The organism is Paenibacillus sp. FSL H3-0321, from assembly GCF_038002865.1.
In the GTDB taxonomy this organism is placed as follows: Bacteria; Bacillota; Bacilli; order Paenibacillales; family Paenibacillaceae; genus Paenibacillus_AQ.
Genome location: NZ_JBBODH010000001.1, coordinates 2,949,663 through 2,967,510 on the forward strand (window position 1 = coordinate 2,949,663; position 17,848 = coordinate 2,967,510).

Genomic DNA, 17,848 nt, shown 5'->3' on the forward strand with positions numbered 1-17,848 from the left:
GTCCTCATATCCGCCCCACCAAAAGCTCTCCTTCAGTTGCACCTCTTTTTCCTTTATCCTGACAAGTCGGCAAGTCAGCAAATCAGCAAGTTATCCAGTATTCATCCGCCAGAATAGTTCTTCTACCGGGCAAACTATATAGATTGAACTTGTGGTTTTAGAGTACAGGATCAGTCGCAACTACGGTGAATATTTGGACTTCCGGTCGCTGTTGTCGTAAGAATTTCTTGATTTTAACCGCTATTTAGCGGTAGAAATCCGAAGACTGCTTATGCTTTCGATGCTAGCTTTCCTTCAGAAAGCTTTCAGACGGACACTACCGTTCCACCAGTTCCAAAATCCCCCTCCGTTGCTCCTTTCCTATATCTCAAGTTTTTAGTTCAATCTATATAGTTGTATTTTGTACAGCTAAAACCGACCGTTTCGCTGCTTTGGGGAGGTTAGTTGCACTCCATACACTTATATGAACCAAATCTAGCTAAAAACACACAAAACTATTTTTTAATTGCACAAACTGCATCTATCTCTCAAAAAAAGCAGATTCGGCCTGATATAGTTGCAGGAAATACATTTATAGCGGTGCGAAGCTTTCATTCCAGAGGCAGAGTGGCTTTCTTATGGTCTTTCAACAGTTTAATGATAGCAGTCCGCTTCGTAGAAGTCTAAACCATTCGCAGCGTGGTTTCAAATCTAATCATTTTATCCTGTGTTCAGAAGGAGGCGTAACTTCAACCAAGTGGAAACGGCTTCGCCGTCCTCAAAAGGACGGTATAGGTTTCAGCGAGAAATAGAAGGATAATTTATAGCGTGAAGCATATAAATGCTTATATTTAAAACAAAGCCATTCCCCAGAGTCCTTTCGGACTCCGAAGAATGGCCTTCCCATAATCAAACTATCTGTAGTATCATGTTTAACTCATTCGCAGCGGAGACTTAGCAGGGCTTAATCACATAGCACCCTTCTTGTCCGTAGCACTCAGTAAATTCGCAAGCGCCTGAACAGTTTGTGCTCGGCTAGCGGAACCCTGCGGATCAAACCGGCCATCCGGAGCCCCTTGCATAATGCCGGATGCTAGCGCCTGTGCTACCTGCGCTTTAGCCCAGTCTGACACCTGAACTGCATCAACCATCCTTAGCGGTTCACCGGAAGCTGCTGCCCGGCCCAGCTTGTATTCATAGGCTTTGACCAGCAGTACAGCCATTTGCTCACGGGTAATCTCCGCATCGGGTGAAAAGGCTGTTGCCGTTACGCCCTGTACCAGCCCCGCCTGATAAGCGGCTGCTACGGATTCGGCATACCAGTTGCCCGAGTTAATATCAGAGAATGGAAGCTCCCCACCGGCACTCTTCAGATTAAGCATCCGGGCCAGCATCGCTGTAAATTCAGCCCGTGTTGCCGTTCCTCCTGGAGAAAATAGATTATCCGTCACACCTGTGACTACATGCTTTGCGCTAAGCGACTTCAGCGCAGCGTAAACCCAATGGGTGGATGCGACATCCGTGAACGTCTTATCGTAGGAGAACACCGCGTAGGTACTGAAATGATTCAGCATAATAACAGCCTTATTGCGGGTGCTATCTATACTTCCTCCTGCATAACCCCACAGAGAGCTTGGCTTCTCCTTTACATACACACCCAACAGTTCATCATTTGATATCGCAGCGGAATATGGAAGCTCCGCGCGTACAGGCTGCGGGAAGGCAGACAAGACCAGCTCCGCTCCATCCCCCTTACGCAGGAGAAGGCCAAACTCATAGGCTGCACCTTCCTGCCGGTAGATCCCGCTGCCACTGCCTGACGGGATTGTTCCCGATGTAACCGGAGTGAGAGTGACCACGAGGGCCGCGCCCTTCCGTTCGTTTTCCGGCAATCTTGCACTGAGTTCAACCAGTACGGAAGCAGGAATGACCAGCGAGGCCTCTCCGTCCTTAACGATAAGCGATCTCGTGCCAAGCAGTACTCCGGCGTTCACGGGCAGTAATGCCTCCGTTTTTCCATCATTCAGAGTCACCTCGACGTTGGAGGCTCCCTGATTCTTGGTGAAGATGTCCTCACCAACCGTTTGTGTCTTCATGCCGACCGTCCCCGCACTGGCTGACGGAGTTGGCACCAGGGTCGGGGCTGGCGTCGGGTTCGGTGCTGGTGTTGGCGTTGGGGCAGCCCCAATTACGGTAACTGTTGCCTTGGCTGCCACACCCGTCCCCTCCACCGTGCCGTTCACAATAAAGCTGCCGGTATTTGCATATTGCTGCGGTGCGATCCTCTGCCAGACGACTGGCACTGCTGATATTGACTTGTCGCTGTATACAGCCGTCACCACCGAAGGCAATGCAGGTGCAATGCCTACCGTTGTGGTTACCTCCACAGCCTCAAGACTGACAATCCCAGGTGCTTCCGCCTCAAGCACCGACACCTCCGCCAACGCAGGCAGTGCCGTTCCTTCCGCAGCTCCGTTTACTGTGAATGTGCCTGGTGCTGCATACTGTCCCGGATCTATCTTCTGCCAGACGGCCGGAGTCTCCCCGCTGGTATTGTCGGAGTAAGTAGCTTGCACTACCGTGGGCAGGGAAGGGGCAACTCCGGCAGGTGTGCTGATATGCACCTTCTGCAGCGCCACAATGTTCCGCTCCGCCGCTTCCGTTACGATCACCTCAGCCACTGCTGGCAGCGCTGTTCCTTCTACTCTGCCGCCTACTGTAAATTCTCCAGGCTGGGCATAAGTTTCCGGCAGCACCTGCTCCCAGCTCACTGCTGCGGTTCCCTCGCTTCCATTCTCGTATACCACCGGAATCATTTCCGGCAGGACAGGGGATACCCCCGCAGCAGTCGTTACACCGATACGGCCCACGCTCTGGATGTCCTTGTCATCGTATATGGCTTTCACTTGCGATGCGTTCATGGCTCCGTTGTAAATCCGGAAATCATCAAGTCCGGCATTCAGCTGCGCGCCGTCTCCATAGCCGGAGACGCCGATCTTCTTGGCATCATTGGTTGCCGTGATCGACTGCGGCGAGCCTTCCAGGTCGACCTGCTGGGCCACTCCGTTTCTGTAAATCATCCCGCTCTTGGTTGCCGCATCAAAGGTAAAGACAATATGCGTCCACTCATTCAGCGGCAGAAACTCCTCCGGCGACTGCTTCACATAGAAGCCGTTAGCTCCGTCAACGAATACAATGCTGGAATTGCCGTTGTAGGTGACAAAAAATCCGTTGCCGGCAAAGCTGCCCTCCGGTTTGAACCATAACAGCACATTCTCCTTGTCATTCATGGTGCCAGTGCGCTTGATCCAGTAGGACAACGTCAGGCTGCCCGGCTGTAGCTCCGGATCGTTGCCCGCATGGACAAAGTTGCCGCTTGTTCCGCTGAAGATGAGCGCCTGGTTCTTGTGTCCCTGTCCACTCCAATCGGGCGAGCCGTGAAGTGTTCCATCACGCCCGCTTCCCGAAACGTCTTGAACCGTAATTCCCTGACCTTCATCAAAGGTATAGCGGAGTGCAAGCTCCGGGAAGGGAGCAATAACCCGTTTCGTCACTGTTACATGAGCCCGGACTTTCGTTTCCGTGCCCACAACAGTTCCATTCACCGTGAATAGGCTGCCTTCCTTGTCATACAGACTGGGATCTACCGGCTCCCATTGTACCGGAACCTCGGACACACTGCCGTCCTCCAGTGTCGCCTTGACCGTTGCCGGAAGCTTCGGCGCCTCCTGAGCCGGAGTAGTCAGGATGGCGTCCTCAACCGAAACAATGTTTCCGGCAGGGGCGATTAGAGCAGCAATTTCGGCAGCACTAAGGGCTCTGCTGTAAATGCGGAAGTCGTCAACCAGACCGTCAAAATACGGATCTGCGAATTGTGATTTGCCGATGTAATTATTTTTGGTCTTGCCAAGGTCGGAAGGCCGGAGCGTCATGTGGTCATTTCTACCTGCCTCCACACCGTCGATATACAGGACACCCTGAGAACCCGTGAGCGTCACGGCCACATGTTTCCACTCGCCGGCAGGCAGTGCAGGCGCATCAATGACCTGCTCCCGTCCGGCTGCATTGCCGCCGGTAGTAATGGCAAACCGGGTGATGGAGCCTGCTTTGGGCGACAGGAACATATAGGTGCCCGTTCCGGTGCCAAAATCGAAGATCCGTGAATAAGTGCCGATCGTGTCCGCCTTCACCCAGGCGGAAATCGTAACTTCATCGGCACGGCTCAGCAATCCCTCTGGCATTTTCACATAACCTTCCTGCCCGCTCAAATCCAGGGCATGATTGATTTTACCAGGAGTCCAGACTGCCGAGCCGAGCACATTGGCGTCATAACCCCCGCCGGTGGCATCGGAGACTGCCGTTCCTTCGGTTTCGTCAAAGGTATAATGCGCCAGCAGCTCCGCTAGCGGCGGTGCAGCAGCAGCTTCAACCTTAACCGTATCGCTGTGCTCAATCTCCGAATCGCTTACGGTCAGCTTGAACACGTAGATTCCCGGCTCTGTAACCGCAAGCGAGGTGAACAGCGCTTTGCTGTTGCCGAATGTTGCCTCGCCGCCGGTTGGCCCGGACAGCAGTGTCCATTCGGAGGTCAGCTTGCCCTCCGGCAAGCCGTCGTCCTTAGCCTGGCCGCGAAGCACGGCATCATCCACCCGCAAGGTGTATGTGAAGTCCTCCCCCGCATTAACAGCCGGAGCTTGATTGTCGTCAGGCTCCGTCCCGCTCAGCTCTACAGTGTAGGCAACAGCCGGACCCGCTTCAACGGTCAGCTTAACTTCATCGCCGAAGGCATTCAGTTTGCCAGCCGGCTCACCGTCTATACGGATGAGGTAGGCACCTTTTTTCAAGCCGCTGAAGGCAATCGTTGTTTCATGCGCCTTGCCCGGCGTCAAATTGCGCAGATTGAAACTGGCATAGTCCTTCTTCATGGACAGTTTGGCTGCCGTAAACTGATCTTTGTCCAGCTCGATATAGAGCTTCTCGGTAATCAGGTTGACCCGTTTGTACAGGCCATCCGTGGGCGTAATATCGTAATAGACGGCATCCGTGACAGAGACATCCGCCCCGTAACCGGTTACCCCAAAGATCGGATCGACCGCAATATCCGCGCTGAGAATCTGAAGCGCGCCGAACAGTCCGAGATCGGCTTCACCGGTCATGCCCTTCCAGCCATTCAGCAGCGGAACATTCCGGCCGCCGCCGGTTCCATTCGTGCCTTGATTGCCTTTCTCCGCCTGATAGGTCCAGGCTGCAGCTCCGAAGTTTGCCGGATCATCGCTGATCTGGCCGGAGTTGATCGCACTGAGATTAGCCAGCTTGGCGGCATAGGACAGCCGCTGCTCTTCTTCCCGGCCCGTCCCGGCGTGATAGCGAATCCAATCATCCATAGCATAACCTGCCAGGGACGCGCTATACTGGAAATTCCACCAGTTCTCACCCGTGATGGTAACCGGGTCGGCATAGTAATACCACACCGGCATTTGGCCCCGGGACGCCCGTGTCTTGGAGTTGATTTTGCCCATCATCTCGAGCGCTTTGGCCTGCTCCGTTTCGTTGCCGCCCTGCATCTTGGCCAGCGTATATACGGCTTCCTCGCCGGTATTGTCATAGCTGTACTCCGAGCCGTACGGGTATTTGGTATTTTTAAAATTGTTGTATTTGCGCAGCATCTTGGCCCGGACATCATTGGCCTCATCCATATAACCCTCGTCTTCAAGCGCCTGAATGATATCCGGAGTCGTCAATTCGCCCATAAGCCCGGTTTCCCAGTTGTAGGATACGGGCCCTTCGTACAGCGCCTTCAAAATATTATAGGCCCGCAGCAGGTAAGTCTCCTTGGGATGCTTATAGTTGACCAGCTCAGGATAGTTCGCGGCAATTTTATACATGCTGAAGTACGTATTATAGATATGCGGGTAGGCGTATCCCCGGTAAGTCGGTGTTGTGTTCGGCTCCGCCATCAGGAAGTCATGAATCAGGTAATCCTCATGGTGGCCGTTCATCAGATTCGTCCAGATTGCCGTCTCAAGATAATCGTCGACCGCCGTGATTTCCGATGCTACAGGGGTTAGGGCATTTTTTTCCGCCAAAAACTGTCCGTGTGTCAGCCCCCAGTCATCGCCCCAGCCCCAATACCCGCTGAAGCTGTTCCGTTTCGATTTCGTGTTCATCATCCAGTCGTCAAAAACTTTGTCTCGAAGATCGCCCGGAAGATTCCACTGTGTGCTTTGCACCATAAAAGCCGCGTGATCCTCCAGAGCCTGGTCAACCGCGTCGATGCCGTAGAACTGCAGCACTGTTGTGAGACCGCTTCCATAATTTATGGTAACATGCTGCGGACCGAGCTTCGTCAGGCTGAATTCATAAATATGGTGGTCCCCGCCCTTGCGGGCAAGCAGTGGAATTTCCGTGCCGTCATCCAGCATCACACTATGAATGTCCGCCTTGGTGCGCAGATCGAATTTCACTTTCTGGTTGCTTGGCACGACCATTCCCGGGACAACAGTTACATCTATCAGTCCCTGCTCATACAGCGTATTCTTTGCCTCCTGCTCATTCGCAACGGCAAACCACTTAAACCCGTAATCCTGTGCTTCTCCCGCTGCCAACACCAGGCTGGTATTCGGCAAATAACCGCGGTTCGTAGATTTGATCACATTGGAATGAATATAGAATACGTTCAGGCCCTCAATCCATTTGCCTTCGTTATCGGGGTTCCAGGCCCATTTGCTGCCCGGATGCTCCTCATTGCGCCAGCGGTCCTGATATTCAAGCCCCGCCCCCGTAGCGGAATCCGGCATCAGCATCAGGTATGAGCCAATACCGCTTGGTCTGCCCGCTGTAATATAGGAGCTGTTGTTGCCGACAAAAGAGTGGGTGACCACACGGGTTTCATAAATGGCGTCCCCATAGGTCCACTGCTCATTAAAAGGAAGCGGAAGTCCGAAGTCGCCGATCTCCAGCTGCTTTCCGCTGGTGTTAACGACATGAATATCCCACTGCAGATGCCCATCCGCTTCCAGTGTGTAGGTCTCAACCAGCTTGAAATTACGTATACCTTCCGCATTCCCGGAGTTCTCATACGTAACTGTGACTTTATTGCCTTCTTTAATGATGTTCCGGACATCTTCCGACTGGTTAGTCGACGCTTTGATCCAAGCCCCGCCGTCCAGGCGATAGGTAAAGATCAGCTCACCCATCCACTGATGATCAGCTGTATCTTGCTCAGGCGACACCTTCTTGTTCATCACATATTCGGTCGGGAAGGAATCCCCTTTGATTTTAATCGAAGAGATTTCGCCGTATGACCCGGTTTCAACCAGCAGCTTGTCACTTGTCAGCTCATACGCGCCGGCCTTTGACGGAAAAAGGACTGCTGATACTACCGCCAGCGCCACAAAGACCGCCCCCGTAAGTATCCTTCTATTCCTAAAACGCGGCTGTACTCTATCTGAAGTCGTGAATATCATGCTCTTCATCATCCCCTTCTTCTTAGATTACGGACATTCCCGTTTCTTACAGCGGATACAGGTAAGGACGGCTTCACCTCCTCTCCGGGAAAGGCGGAATCAGGCACAGCCGCATCCCGGAGCAGATTCCAGATCAATGAACATCATCAATTATGGTTGTTATACGCATTTATTTCTTTGCTTCTTCCCCAACCCAAACGGACATTTCCCCGACGCCCCGGTTGGCCCAGGCGAAATACGGAATGAAGGTCAGCCGGACCTGCTCTCTCGTCCAGGAAGAGTCACTGCGGTACAGCTCGCGGTCCCAGCTTCCTGCCGGAGTCAGGCGCGTACCGTCAGCCGCAAGGGTCTTCACTCCTTCCGGGAATCCGCTTTCCTCCGAAAGTGTAAATTCACTCTCCTCGGGCAGACGGAGCTGATACAGCCTTTTGCCATTGTCGGCTTCCTCTAGGCAGTACACGAACGGCCCGCGCTGCAGTGCGATCTTCGAGAAGGTCTGGCGGATCAGCGGATGTCCTTTCATCCGTTTGACCGGCATGGTAAAGGCCAGTTCCACCTTATCGCCGGACTGCCATTCGCGGGTTAAGCGGATATAGCCATCGTCGTCACCGGATGTAATTATCCGGGACGTCCCTCCAGCCGCAACCTCCACAGCGTCACACCAATCCGGCAGACGCAGAGCCAGTGTGAAGGTAACGGGCTGCTGCGCCGTCACTTCAAAGCACACCCGCCCCTCCGGGGCATAACGGGAGTGCTGCTCGATCACAACCGGCTGGCCGGCCACAACGGTCTCCACCCGGCCGCCGATATAGAGCTCGGTGTAGACGGTGTCTCCCTGCACCGAGTAGATATATTCACCGAGCGAAGCAAGCAGGCGGGCAACATTCGGCGGGCAGCAGGCACAGCTGAACCATCCTTGGCGTTCGGCTTTGACATGATTGTAGTTTTTATTCCGGCCAAGCACCTCGGGATAGACCTCCAGCGGATTCACATAGAAAAACCGGGTCCCGTCCAGGGACATGCCGCTGATAACCGTATTGTAGAGCGCACGCTCGATCACATCGGCGTATCTGCTGCTGCGGTGCAGCTGCAGCATGCGGCGGGCAAAAAAGATCAGCCCGACCGAAGCGCATGTCTCAGCATAAGCCAGATCCCCAGGCAGGTCATAATCGGCGGTGAAAGACTCCCCTTGCTCCATGGAGCCTATGCCGCCTGTGATGTACATCCGCTTGCTGACGATGTTGTCCCACAGCTTCCGGCAGGCCTCAAGCATGCCTGCATCCTGCGTGGCGGCAGCGATATCGGCCATAGCGGTGCACATGTACACCAGCCGTACGGCATGGCCTTCCGCTGTGTCCTGCTCCCTTACCGGCAGATGGGACTGGCTGTAGGAGTGGTCATGCACCATTGAGAGCTGCGGGAAATGCAGGGTTCTTCCACGCTTCTCCCACTCCTCCTCAAAGTAGTGCGGCTTACGGCCGCGCTGCCCGAGGAAGTAGCTGCTCATCCGCAGATATTTCTCATTTCCCGTAGCCTGGTGCAGCTTTACCAGCGCCAGTTCAATCTCCTGGTGCCCGTCATAGCCCTGGAGCTTGCCCGGATCCGTCCCGAATATCGTGTCAATATAATCGGCAAACCGGCTGACGGCGTTCAGCAGCTTTCTTTTGCCCGTAGCCCGGAAATAGGCCGTCGCGGCTTCGATCAAATGTCCTGCACAGTATAGCTCATGGCATTCCGCAAGATCGCTCCACTCCCTGCCCGGCTCCTTGAGCATGAAATACGTATTGATGTAGCCGTCACCCCGCTGAGCCTCGGCAATCAGCTCAATGACCCCGTCCGCAATTTCTTCCAGCGCCGGATCACGTTTCGTCTCCAGCAGGTACGCTGCTGCTTCCAGCCATTTGGCCACATCGCTGTCCTGAAAAACCATGCCGTAGAACTCGCCTTCCTCCCTCCCGGCGGCGATTTTGAAATTGCGGATCGCGTGGCTCGGCTCCGCGCCTTCGATGCGGTCATTCAGCGCTTCCCACTGATAAGGAACCATGACCTCACGTACGAGCCGGATATATTCAGACCAGAAAGGATCGTTGATTTGGATGTTGCGCTTAGCGGCACTCTCTGTTTGATTCATTGATGGAGCTCTCCTCTCTTTTTCTGCGGGGCATTCCCGCCTATAGCACCTTATCCTTTGACTCCGCCGACGGTCAGCCCCTCCATGAAGTAGCGCTGGAAGAACAGGAACACCAGCAGAATCGGCAGAATAGCCAGCACAGCGCCCGCGATCAGAGCTTCATAATTGTTCCCAAGCGGGGAGACGAAGGAGGCCAGTCCGATCGGCAAGGTGAATTGCTCTGTCGTGCGGAGCACAATCAGCGGCCACAGGAAATTATTCCAGCTGTTCATGGCCTGCAGGATGGTAATCGCTCCAAAGGCGGGGGCCATCAGCGGCACCATGATTTTGAAGAAAATCCCGTATTCCGAGCATCCGTCGATTCTCCCCGCATCCATGAAATCCTTCGGAAGCCCCAGCGCAAACTGGCGGAAGAAGAAAATCGGCAGCGGCGCGACAACAAACGGCAGAATGACGCCCCAAATGGTATTGATCAGCTTCAGGGAAATCGTTAATTTATAGAGCGGCAGCAGAATAATCTCCACCGGGATCATCATCACGACAAGCACCAGGGTAAAAATCAGATTACGCCCCTTGAAGCGGTACATCCCGAGGCCGTAACCGACCATCGAGGAGAGCAGCAGGCTCAGCAGCGTAAACAGCACGCTGATGAGCAAACTGTTCTTGTACCACCCAAAATAATTGGCGGCGGCTCCTTCCCCCGAAAAAATGCTTTTGTAGTTGGTAAAGCTCATCAGATCAAAGTCCAGCCGGACATTCAGACCATAGCGGAAAAGTTCGGTCGCCGGCTTCAGCGAAGCCAGAAACAACGCATATAATGGAAACAGCATTAGTGCAGCCAGGATGACAAACAGGATCACCAGCAGCAGAGAGGAGGGGGTAAGCTTAAATTTGGATGGGGTCCGCATGAATTAATCCTCCTTCCTGAACATACCGGTCAGCGTTAATTGCACCAGACTCACCAGCAGCGTAATGGCCAGCAGGGTGATGCCAATGGCCGAACCGAAACCGAGATTGAAATATTGAAAGCCCTGCTGATAAATATAGCCGACAATGGTTAAGCCAATATTCTGCGGAGACGGTTTGCCTGCCCACAGCATATAGCTCTCCGTGAACATGGAATAGCCGCCGTAGATGGTGATCGTCACAACATAAATCGTGATCGGCTTCAGCAAAGGAACAGTGATCCGGATGAATTTGCGCATCGTACCCGCGCCGTCAATCTCGGCCGCTTCATACAATTCTCCGGGAATGCTCTGCAGTGCGGACAGGAAATACAAAATATTAATCCCGATCCAGCGCCAGCCGGCAAGCACCAGAAGCGCAAACATCCCCAGGCTGGAGCTGTACAGCCAGCGCTGGCTGGGGATTCCAAAGGCATGCAGCACGGTATTCATCAATGCGCCGTCCAGTTCGCCGAAGATCAGACGGAAGATTACACCAGCTACAACTACAGAAGTAAGCGCCGGGATGAACAGAGTAGATCTGAAAAAATTGCTGAACAGCATTTTCTTGGAATTCAGGAATACGGCGAGCACCATCGGTACGGGAATCAGCAACAGCAGCGTCCAGATCGTATAACGGCTGCTGTTGTAGAGTGCTGCACCGAAATCCTCATTCCACAGGCCGCGGTAGTTCTCCAGCCCGACAAAGGATACCTCCCCCGGGAGAACCTCCTGAAAGCTCATCACCCCGGCATTGATTAGAGGATAGGCAAAAAAGACAGCAAAGGACAATAGAAACGGCAGCACAAACACATAGGGTGCTATTTTTTGCGAATTGCCCAGTCGGTAACCTCGCTTGACGTTATGGCCGAGCTCTCTTTGTATCTGCATAACGATGCCTCCACTCTATTTCAAAATGTAGCGGAATATAAAGACGGGCGGGCTGACAGCGGAAGTCCCGGCAAGCCTGTTGCCGCAGCAGGGGCATACTCCCTGCTGCCCTGTCACAGCCAGGACTTCCCTCCATCAGCCTCCCCGTTATTTCAAGCTGGCCTGCACATCCTTGAGCACTTGTGCCGGGTCCTTCATGTTGATGAAGATTTCCGGCATCGCCTTGTTGCGGACCGCATCGAACACCTCCGGCGACTTCTCGCGGATATGGACCGGAGCAATTTCATCCTTGACGCTGAGCAGCGTATCAAAGATATCCGTGCCGAAATAATCGGTGAACTTATTGGATTCCTTCATGGCCGGATCACTCCATACATCCGTACGGATCGGATCGAATCCGAGCTGCTTCCAGACCTGAAGATTGCCTTCCTTGGACAGTTTGGCGTAAGCCAGGAATTCCTTGATCAGGTCCGGATTTTTGGCCTGATTGGTAATGGAAGTGGCCGTTCCGCCCATGCCTGCCGAACGGTTGCCGCCTTCCTCCCAGGCCGGCATCGGCCGGATGATGATTTTGCCTTTCAGATCAGGGATATGGTCGGTGAAACGGTTCATGAACCAGAAAGGCATAAAGACCGACGCCGCGCTGCCCGAATCCATATAGCCGAAGTATTCCTCCGTATCATGGCCTGCTCCCGGCGCAACCGCCGCCACACCTTCCTTCACCAGCTTCTGGAAGAATTCCATAGTCTTCACATTGACTGGTGTGTCCACAGTAACATTGCCGTCAGCGTCCACCTGATCTGAACCCTGCTGGCTGATGGCAGGCCACCAGGACCAGTTACCGTTGCCTTCGAAGGTGATCATTGGTTTGCCGGTTTTCTCCAATACCTGCTTGCCTGCCGTCTCGAACTCGGCCCAGGTCTTGATGTTATCCGGGTTCACTCCAGCCTTATCAAGCATTTCCTTGTTGTAATACATGACGGTCGCACCTACATGATAATCAATGCCGTAATACGTATTATCCTTGCTGTAAATCTCGACTCTGGATTTCACAATGTTGCCAAGCTCCGGCTCCACGATATCGTTCAGAGATACGAGCTGCGGTGTGCCCTTCATAAAGTTCGGGAATTTGCTCTGCTCGATATCTACCAGATCCGGTGCGCCTACACCTGATTGCAGCGCTACCAGCAGCTTGGTGTGCATGTCGTCATAAGGAATGGTCGTTGCCTCCAGCTCAATTGCCTTGTCCGGATGGCTCTCATTCCAGCTTGCCGCCATGCTCTCATAGAATTTCTGGTGTGCATCGACAAAGGTCCAGAACACCACCTTTTGCGCTTCCCCTCCGGTATTTTCTTTCTGACTGCCCTCGCTCTTCTTGCTGTTGCTGTTGTCCTGCGCCGGTTGATTGGACGGAGATGTCTCTTTATTTCCGTTCCCTCCGCCGCAGCCGCTGAGCCCCATGACCAGAATCAACAATAATACCGTCGTGCAAAAAAATGCTTTTTTCATTCAACTTCCTCCTTGAATGATTTATACTTAGCCCAGTTAAGGGGATAAGCCTGTTATACAATTCCAACCTTCAAGTAAGCGCTTTATTTATAATAATACATGTTGTATTATGAAAAAAAACAAACGAATTCAACCTCATTTTTCACCATTTCAACCTGCTTGGAGGAATTTTATATGAATTCACCCATTCTTCATTTCATCTCGCCGCCCATTCCTTATTTCGTGGACTGCGGACATGCCACCTACACCGCCGGAGATGTTCACATCAACCGCAACTGTATCGGCGTATTCGACCTGATCGTCGTTCTGAAAGGGCTTCTTCCTATTGGCGAAGACGACACAACCTGGGAACTGCGGGAAGGAGAAATTCTTATTCTCCGGCCGGACGGCTATCATTACGGCTCCGCTCCCTGTACCTGTGACACCAAGATTATCTGGATTCATTTCCAGACCTTCGGCAGCTGGAAGGAATGCCTCAGCATGGATGAATGTCTGGACAATCAGGCAGAGCTGATCGAAAGCCACAAGCAGAAGGCCTACCTGAATCATGCCGATGTCTGTTCCATCTTTATTCCCAAGACGATGAAGATCACCGGAAAAGCAATGGAGGTGCTGGACATGTTCTTTGAGCAGGAGCATGAGCCGCAGTCCATGCGCAACTGGAAGCGCCAGGCTTCCTTCCAGCTGTTCCTGCAGCATCTGGACCGCGATCTGGCCTCTCCCTCCGATGCGACCGCCATTCAGCTCGCGGAGAAAATTGAGCTGTTCATCCGCCACAATTACACGTCCGGCATCACCAACTCCATGCTGCAGAAGGAACTGAATTATCATCCCAACTACTTGGCCAAAAGCATGCTGAAGGTCTATGGAATGACCCCGATGGCTTATCTGCAGAACTATCGCCTGGAGCAGTCCAAGCGTCTACTGCTGCAAACTTCCTGGTCTGTTGCCCGCATCGCCGAAGAGGTCGGATTTCACCATGTCTCCCACTATTCCTCCTGCTTCTCCAAGAAAGAGGGGCTCTCTCCATCCGGCTTCCGCAGAAAGTTCATCCGGGAACGCTAATCCTTTTGACGCAGCCGGATGACATTCCACGACAGCCTGGACAAAACAGCTGTCAGCCTGCCTTCCGACACCGACGATTCCCCCCGGCTGTGCGGTGCCACGGCGTACGGATCAGATACGGTATTGACTGCTTTCACATCGTCATGCTCAAGCACGAGATGCTCTTCTACCCGGTAATTCAAGAATCCGCGCACATCACATTCCAGCAGCAGACTCTCCTGCAGACTTCTGTTCAGAGCGAAGATCACCAGTTCCCCTTCCGCCTCATTCCATACCACGGCGGAGTCTAGCAGCGGCACATCAGTGTAATCCTTGCTGTCGTACAGCGGAGAAGTAATCACCGGCCGTAATACGGTCCCTCTGCCGTACAGGGAAGTGTGCATGTAAGGATAGAAAATACTCTGCCTCCAGGCTGCGCCCCCGGTTTCGGTCATGATCGGCGCGATGGCGTTGACCAATTGGGCCAGACAGGCAATCTTAACGCGGTCAGCATGATTCAGCAGCGTAATCAGCATGCTGCCGACCATCAGTGCATCCTCGAAGGTGTAGCAGTCTTCAAGCTGTGCCGGAGCCACCTGCCACGGTGTTATTTCCTTGTCGGTCTCCAGAGTATGAAACCATACGTTCCATTCATCGAAGGAAAGATTCAACGTCTTCTTGCTGCGCTTCTTTGCCTTGATATAGTCGCACACAGCGACAATTTCCTTGATGAACAAGTCCATATCCAGTGATTTGGCCAGATAGTTCGCTGTATCATTCTCCGCATTGCCGTAATAGGTATGCAGTGACAGATAATCTACCTGCTCATAGGTATGATCCAGTACAGCTGCTTCCCACTGCGCATAGGTGGGCATGGACCGGAACGAACTTCCGCAAGCCACAAGTTCAATCGAAGGATCGACCAGCCGCATCGCTTTTGCTGTCTCGGCGGCAAGCCGTCCGTATTCCTCTGCCGTCTTCTGCCCAATCTGCCACGGGCCGTCCATTTCATTGCCTAGGCACCAGGTCTTGATGCCGTGGGGCTGAGAATAGCCATGCGAAATGCGCAGATCGCTATAATAGCTGCCGGAAGGATGATTACAGTATTCCAGCAGGTTGCGGGCGGCATCGACCCCTCTGGTTCCGAGGTTGACAGCCATCATCACCTCGGCATTTAATTCTTTTGCCCAGCGGATAAATTCATTGGTCCCCACTTCATTGGTCTCCACTGTTCTCCAGGCCAGATCCAGCCTCCGCGGACGCGAAGCAGCAGGACCGACACCGTCCTCCCAATTGTAACCGGATACAAAATTCCCCCCGGGATAACGGATCATCGGCACACCAATTTCCCGGATCAGACCGGCCACATCCTGGCGGAATCCTCTTTCGTCAGCCTGCGGATGCCCCGGCTCGTAGATTCCCCTATATACAGCCCTCCCTAAATGCTCGATAAACGAGCTGTATAGCCGGGGATCGGCCTCGGCTAGAATATATGCTTTATCAATAGTCATCTTAGCTTTTTGTTGAATTTCCATCTTGTGGATCTCCTCCCCTATTTCAATATTTTCAACTTATGAAGTAAGCGTCTCCTTTTCTATTTTACTTGCACTTCCACTGCTATTAATACCAGGATATTGAATCTGTTTTTATAAATTCTCAACCTTTAGGAAGCATAAATAAGAGACAGGCAGCAGACCCTACAACGACAAAAAAACCTTGAAAGGCATTTCGCCAATCAAGGTTTACTGTATTTACAGCAACGGTAAGATTCCTAATATCGTAAAAAGCGCACCCACACTTATGGCAATGGTTCCGGAAAATTTAACCGATTCCAGATAGGAGTCGCTGGGATCGGAATCCCCTTTCACTTTCCATCCCACATTCATCCGCCATCCACTTGCCGGATTCTTACGGATATATATCCCGAACGCTACAGTGGTGAGTCCGAGTATCATGATGACAATTCCGGTAATCATATGATCAGCCCCTTTTAAAATTATACGGGCATACCCGGAATTTGTTTCTTTAAATCCCTTTTTTCGGAATGCTATTTTTTCAAATGATAAGGCACTGTAGTTATGATAACGTTCCTGCGGTAAAGCAGATGTGCGCGGATCAGCAGGCTGGACTGATTATGCAGGATGTTATGCCAGCCCTTCTTCGGAATAAACTGCGGTACAATCACGGTCACCTGGTAATTCGATTCACTCGCCTTGCGCTGCACGGTGTCGATAAATTTGGTGAGCGGATGTATGATGCTGCGGTAAGGCGAATACAGCGTCACCAGCCTCACTTCGGGATGGAATTTCTTCCACTTCTCTTCGAATATCGCATCATCCTCCCGCTCGAAAGGAACGTGGACGGCAATAATCTGTTCGGCGGACAGTGACTTGGCATAACGCAGCGAATTCTCCACCACATGCGTAATTCCGGCAACCGGAAGGATGATAATATTCCCCTCAATCGCCAGAGGCGGTTCGCAGGTCGTAATCCGCAGCTGATCGGCCACCGCTTCATAGTGCTTACGGATTCGGTAAAAGAGCAGGATAATCAGCGGCAAAAAGATCAGCACTGGCCACACCTGCGTAAATTTAGTCATGAAAAACATCATCGTGACGACGAAGCTGATGACTGCCCCGGTTGTGTTGATAATCAGCTTAGGGACCCAGCCTTCCGGCTTCTGGCGGATCCATTTGATCATCATTCCGGTCTGTGAGAGGGTGAAGGGAATAAATACGCCCACCGCATACAGCGGAATCAAATGTTCAGTCCGGCCTTCAAAAGCAATGATCAGAATAATGGACAATACGCCAAGACTGACAATCCCGTTGGAATACCCCAGCCGGTCGCCGCGGACCGTGAACATTCTCGGAATGAATTTATCCTTGGCCAGATTGACCGCAAGCAGCGGAAAAGCCGAATATCCGGTATTGGCCGCCAGAACCAGAATCAAGGCCGTTGTGCCTTGCACAAAGAAATACATAAAGTTCCGGCCAAAGACCTGCTCGGCAATTTGCGAGACCACCGTAACCTCTTCACTAGGGATGATCCCGTAATAATAAGCCAAGAGCACAATTCCGGAAAACAGGACCGCAAGTAGGATCCCCATCGCCGCCAAGGTTTTGGCCGCATTGTTCGGTGCCGGAGCCTTGAAGTTAGGAATGGCATTGGAAATGGCCTCCACTCCCGTCAGCGCCGAGCTCCCGGAGGAAAATGCCTTCAGGAGCAGAAACAGGCTGATCCCGGCTACCGGTGTACCGATGGGGGTATGCAGTTCAGCAGGCACTCGACCTGTTAAAACGTTGAACAGACCAAGTCCGATCATAATAAACAATGCAAGAACAAATAAGTAGACCGGATAAGCAAGGAAGGAGGCCGATTCTGTAACCCCCCGCAAATTCAGCGTCGTAATCAGCAGGACAAATACAACGGCAATAATTACATTATACGGATGCAAGCTTGGAAAAGCTGAAGTAATCGCGTCAGTACCGGCGGATACACTCACCGCAACCGTCAATATATAGTCGACCAATAGCGAGCCGCCGGCGATCAGGCCGGGATACTTCCCGAGGTTTTCCTTGGAAACGACGTAGGCTCCGCCGCCGTGAGGATAAGCATAAATAATTTGCCGGTAAGATAAAATCAGGGCAGTCAGCAGCACCAAAACACCGATGGCAATCGGGATGGAATACCAGAAGGCTGCTGCACTAATGGTGATCAGAACCAGCAGGATTTGTTCAGGACCATAAGCGACAGAGGATAAAGCATCCGAAGATAAAATAGCCAGCGCTTTGGTTTTGTTCAGTTTTTGGTCGCCCAGTTGATCCGACTTAAGCGGACGTCCAATCAGCAATCTTTTTACCGAAGACATCATCAGCCTCACC

General features: G+C 52.6%; 9 protein-coding genes and 1 pseudogene. 1 reads left to right on the forward strand and 9 read right to left on the reverse strand.

Going from position 1 to position 17,848, the window contains the following annotated elements:
- Positions 1 to 947: 947 nt before the first annotated feature.
- The 6 genes and pseudogenes from MHI45_RS12950 to MHI45_RS12975 all read right to left on the reverse strand — a co-directional run bounded on the left by MHI45_RS12950 (position 948) and on the right by MHI45_RS12975 (position 12,920).
- Positions 948 to 3,569: an Ig-like domain-containing protein gene (locus MHI45_RS12950; protein ID WP_341119157.1), complete on the reverse strand. Its 2,622-nt coding sequence runs from the start codon at positions 3,567 to 3,569 to the stop codon at positions 948 to 950.
- Positions 3,543 to 7,445: pseudogene (locus MHI45_RS12955) on the reverse strand (DUF5695 domain-containing protein); the annotation flags it as partial. The gene MHI45_RS12950 and the pseudogene MHI45_RS12955, both read right to left, overlap by 27 nt.
- Positions 7,446 to 7,614: 169 nt before the next feature.
- Positions 7,615 to 9,576 (reverse strand): glycoside hydrolase family 127 protein, encoded by a 1,962-nt coding sequence (locus tag MHI45_RS12960; protein ID WP_038596265.1) that lies wholly within the window; start codon positions 9,574 to 9,576, stop codon positions 7,615 to 7,617.
- A 50-nt stretch (positions 9,577 to 9,626) separates the two neighbouring features.
- Positions 9,627 to 10,484, reverse strand: a complete 858-nt coding sequence (locus MHI45_RS12965) for a carbohydrate ABC transporter permease (RefSeq protein ID WP_052092302.1) — start codon at positions 10,482 to 10,484, stop codon at positions 9,627 to 9,629.
- A 3-nt stretch (positions 10,485 to 10,487) separates the two neighbouring features.
- Positions 10,488 to 11,411, reverse strand: coding sequence for a carbohydrate ABC transporter permease (locus MHI45_RS12970; protein ID WP_038596266.1), 924 nt, complete (start codon positions 11,409 to 11,411; stop codon positions 10,488 to 10,490).
- Between the two features lie 147 nt (positions 11,412 to 11,558).
- Positions 11,559 to 12,920 carry an ABC transporter substrate-binding protein gene (locus MHI45_RS12975; RefSeq protein ID WP_341119099.1) on the reverse strand — a complete coding sequence of 454 codons (1,362 nt, stop codon included), beginning with the start codon at positions 12,918 to 12,920 and terminating at the stop codon, positions 11,559 to 11,561.
- A gap of 174 nt (positions 12,921 to 13,094) precedes the next feature.
- Between MHI45_RS12975 and MHI45_RS12980 the strand changes: the two genes are divergently transcribed.
- The gene (locus MHI45_RS12980; protein ID WP_038596270.1) at positions 13,095 to 13,985 is read left to right on the forward strand and encodes a helix-turn-helix transcriptional regulator; all 891 of its coding nucleotides are present in this window, start codon (positions 13,095 to 13,097) and stop codon (positions 13,983 to 13,985) included.
- Here MHI45_RS12980 and arfA read toward each other — a convergent pair.
- The 3 genes from arfA to MHI45_RS12995 all read right to left on the reverse strand — a co-directional run bounded on the left by arfA (position 13,982) and on the right by MHI45_RS12995 (position 17,838).
- A complete protein-coding gene (arfA, locus tag MHI45_RS12985; RefSeq protein ID WP_341119100.1) occupies positions 13,982 to 15,499 on the reverse strand; it encodes an arabinosylfuranosidase ArfA in 1,518 nt (505 codons plus the stop codon). The genes MHI45_RS12980 and arfA overlap by 4 nt on opposite strands.
- A gap of 216 nt (positions 15,500 to 15,715) precedes the next feature.
- The gene (locus tag MHI45_RS12990; RefSeq protein ID WP_052092303.1) at positions 15,716 to 15,940 is read right to left on the reverse strand and encodes a DUF6199 family natural product biosynthesis protein; all 225 of its coding nucleotides are present in this window, start codon (positions 15,938 to 15,940) and stop codon (positions 15,716 to 15,718) included.
- A gap of 71 nt (positions 15,941 to 16,011) precedes the next feature.
- Entirely contained in the window at positions 16,012 to 17,838 is a 1,827-nt protein-coding gene (locus MHI45_RS12995; protein ID WP_341119101.1) for an APC family permease, read from the reverse strand.
- Between the last annotated feature and the right edge of the window lie 10 nt (positions 17,839 to 17,848).

What these genes read in the sequence shown, in the direction of transcription:
- MHI45_RS12990 (WP_052092303.1), bottom strand. Translation starts at nt 15,940, where the DNA reads ATGATTACCGGAATTGTCATCATGATACTCGGACTCACCACTGTAGCG.
- MHI45_RS12970 (WP_038596266.1), bottom strand. Translation starts at nt 11,411, where the DNA reads ATGCAGATACAAAGAGAGCTCGGCCATAACGTCAAGCGAGGTTACCGA.
- MHI45_RS12995 (WP_341119101.1), bottom strand. Translation starts at nt 17,838, where the DNA reads ATGATGTCTTCGGTAAAAAGATTGCTGATTGGACGTCCGCTTAAGTCG.
- MHI45_RS12980 (WP_038596270.1), top strand. Translation starts at nt 13,095, where the DNA reads ATGAATTCACCCATTCTTCATTTCATCTCGCCGCCCATTCCTTATTTC.
- MHI45_RS12960 (WP_038596265.1), bottom strand. Translation starts at nt 9,576, where the DNA reads ATGAATCAAACAGAGAGTGCCGCTAAGCGCAACATCCAAATCAACGAT.
- arfA (WP_341119100.1), bottom strand. Translation starts at nt 15,499, where the DNA reads ATGGAAATTCAACAAAAAGCTAAGATGACTATTGATAAAGCATATATT.
- MHI45_RS12975 (WP_341119099.1), bottom strand. Translation starts at nt 12,920, where the DNA reads ATGAAAAAAGCATTTTTTTGCACGACGGTATTATTGTTGATTCTGGTC.
- MHI45_RS12965 (WP_052092302.1), bottom strand. Translation starts at nt 10,484, where the DNA reads ATGCGGACCCCATCCAAATTTAAGCTTACCCCCTCCTCTCTGCTGCTG.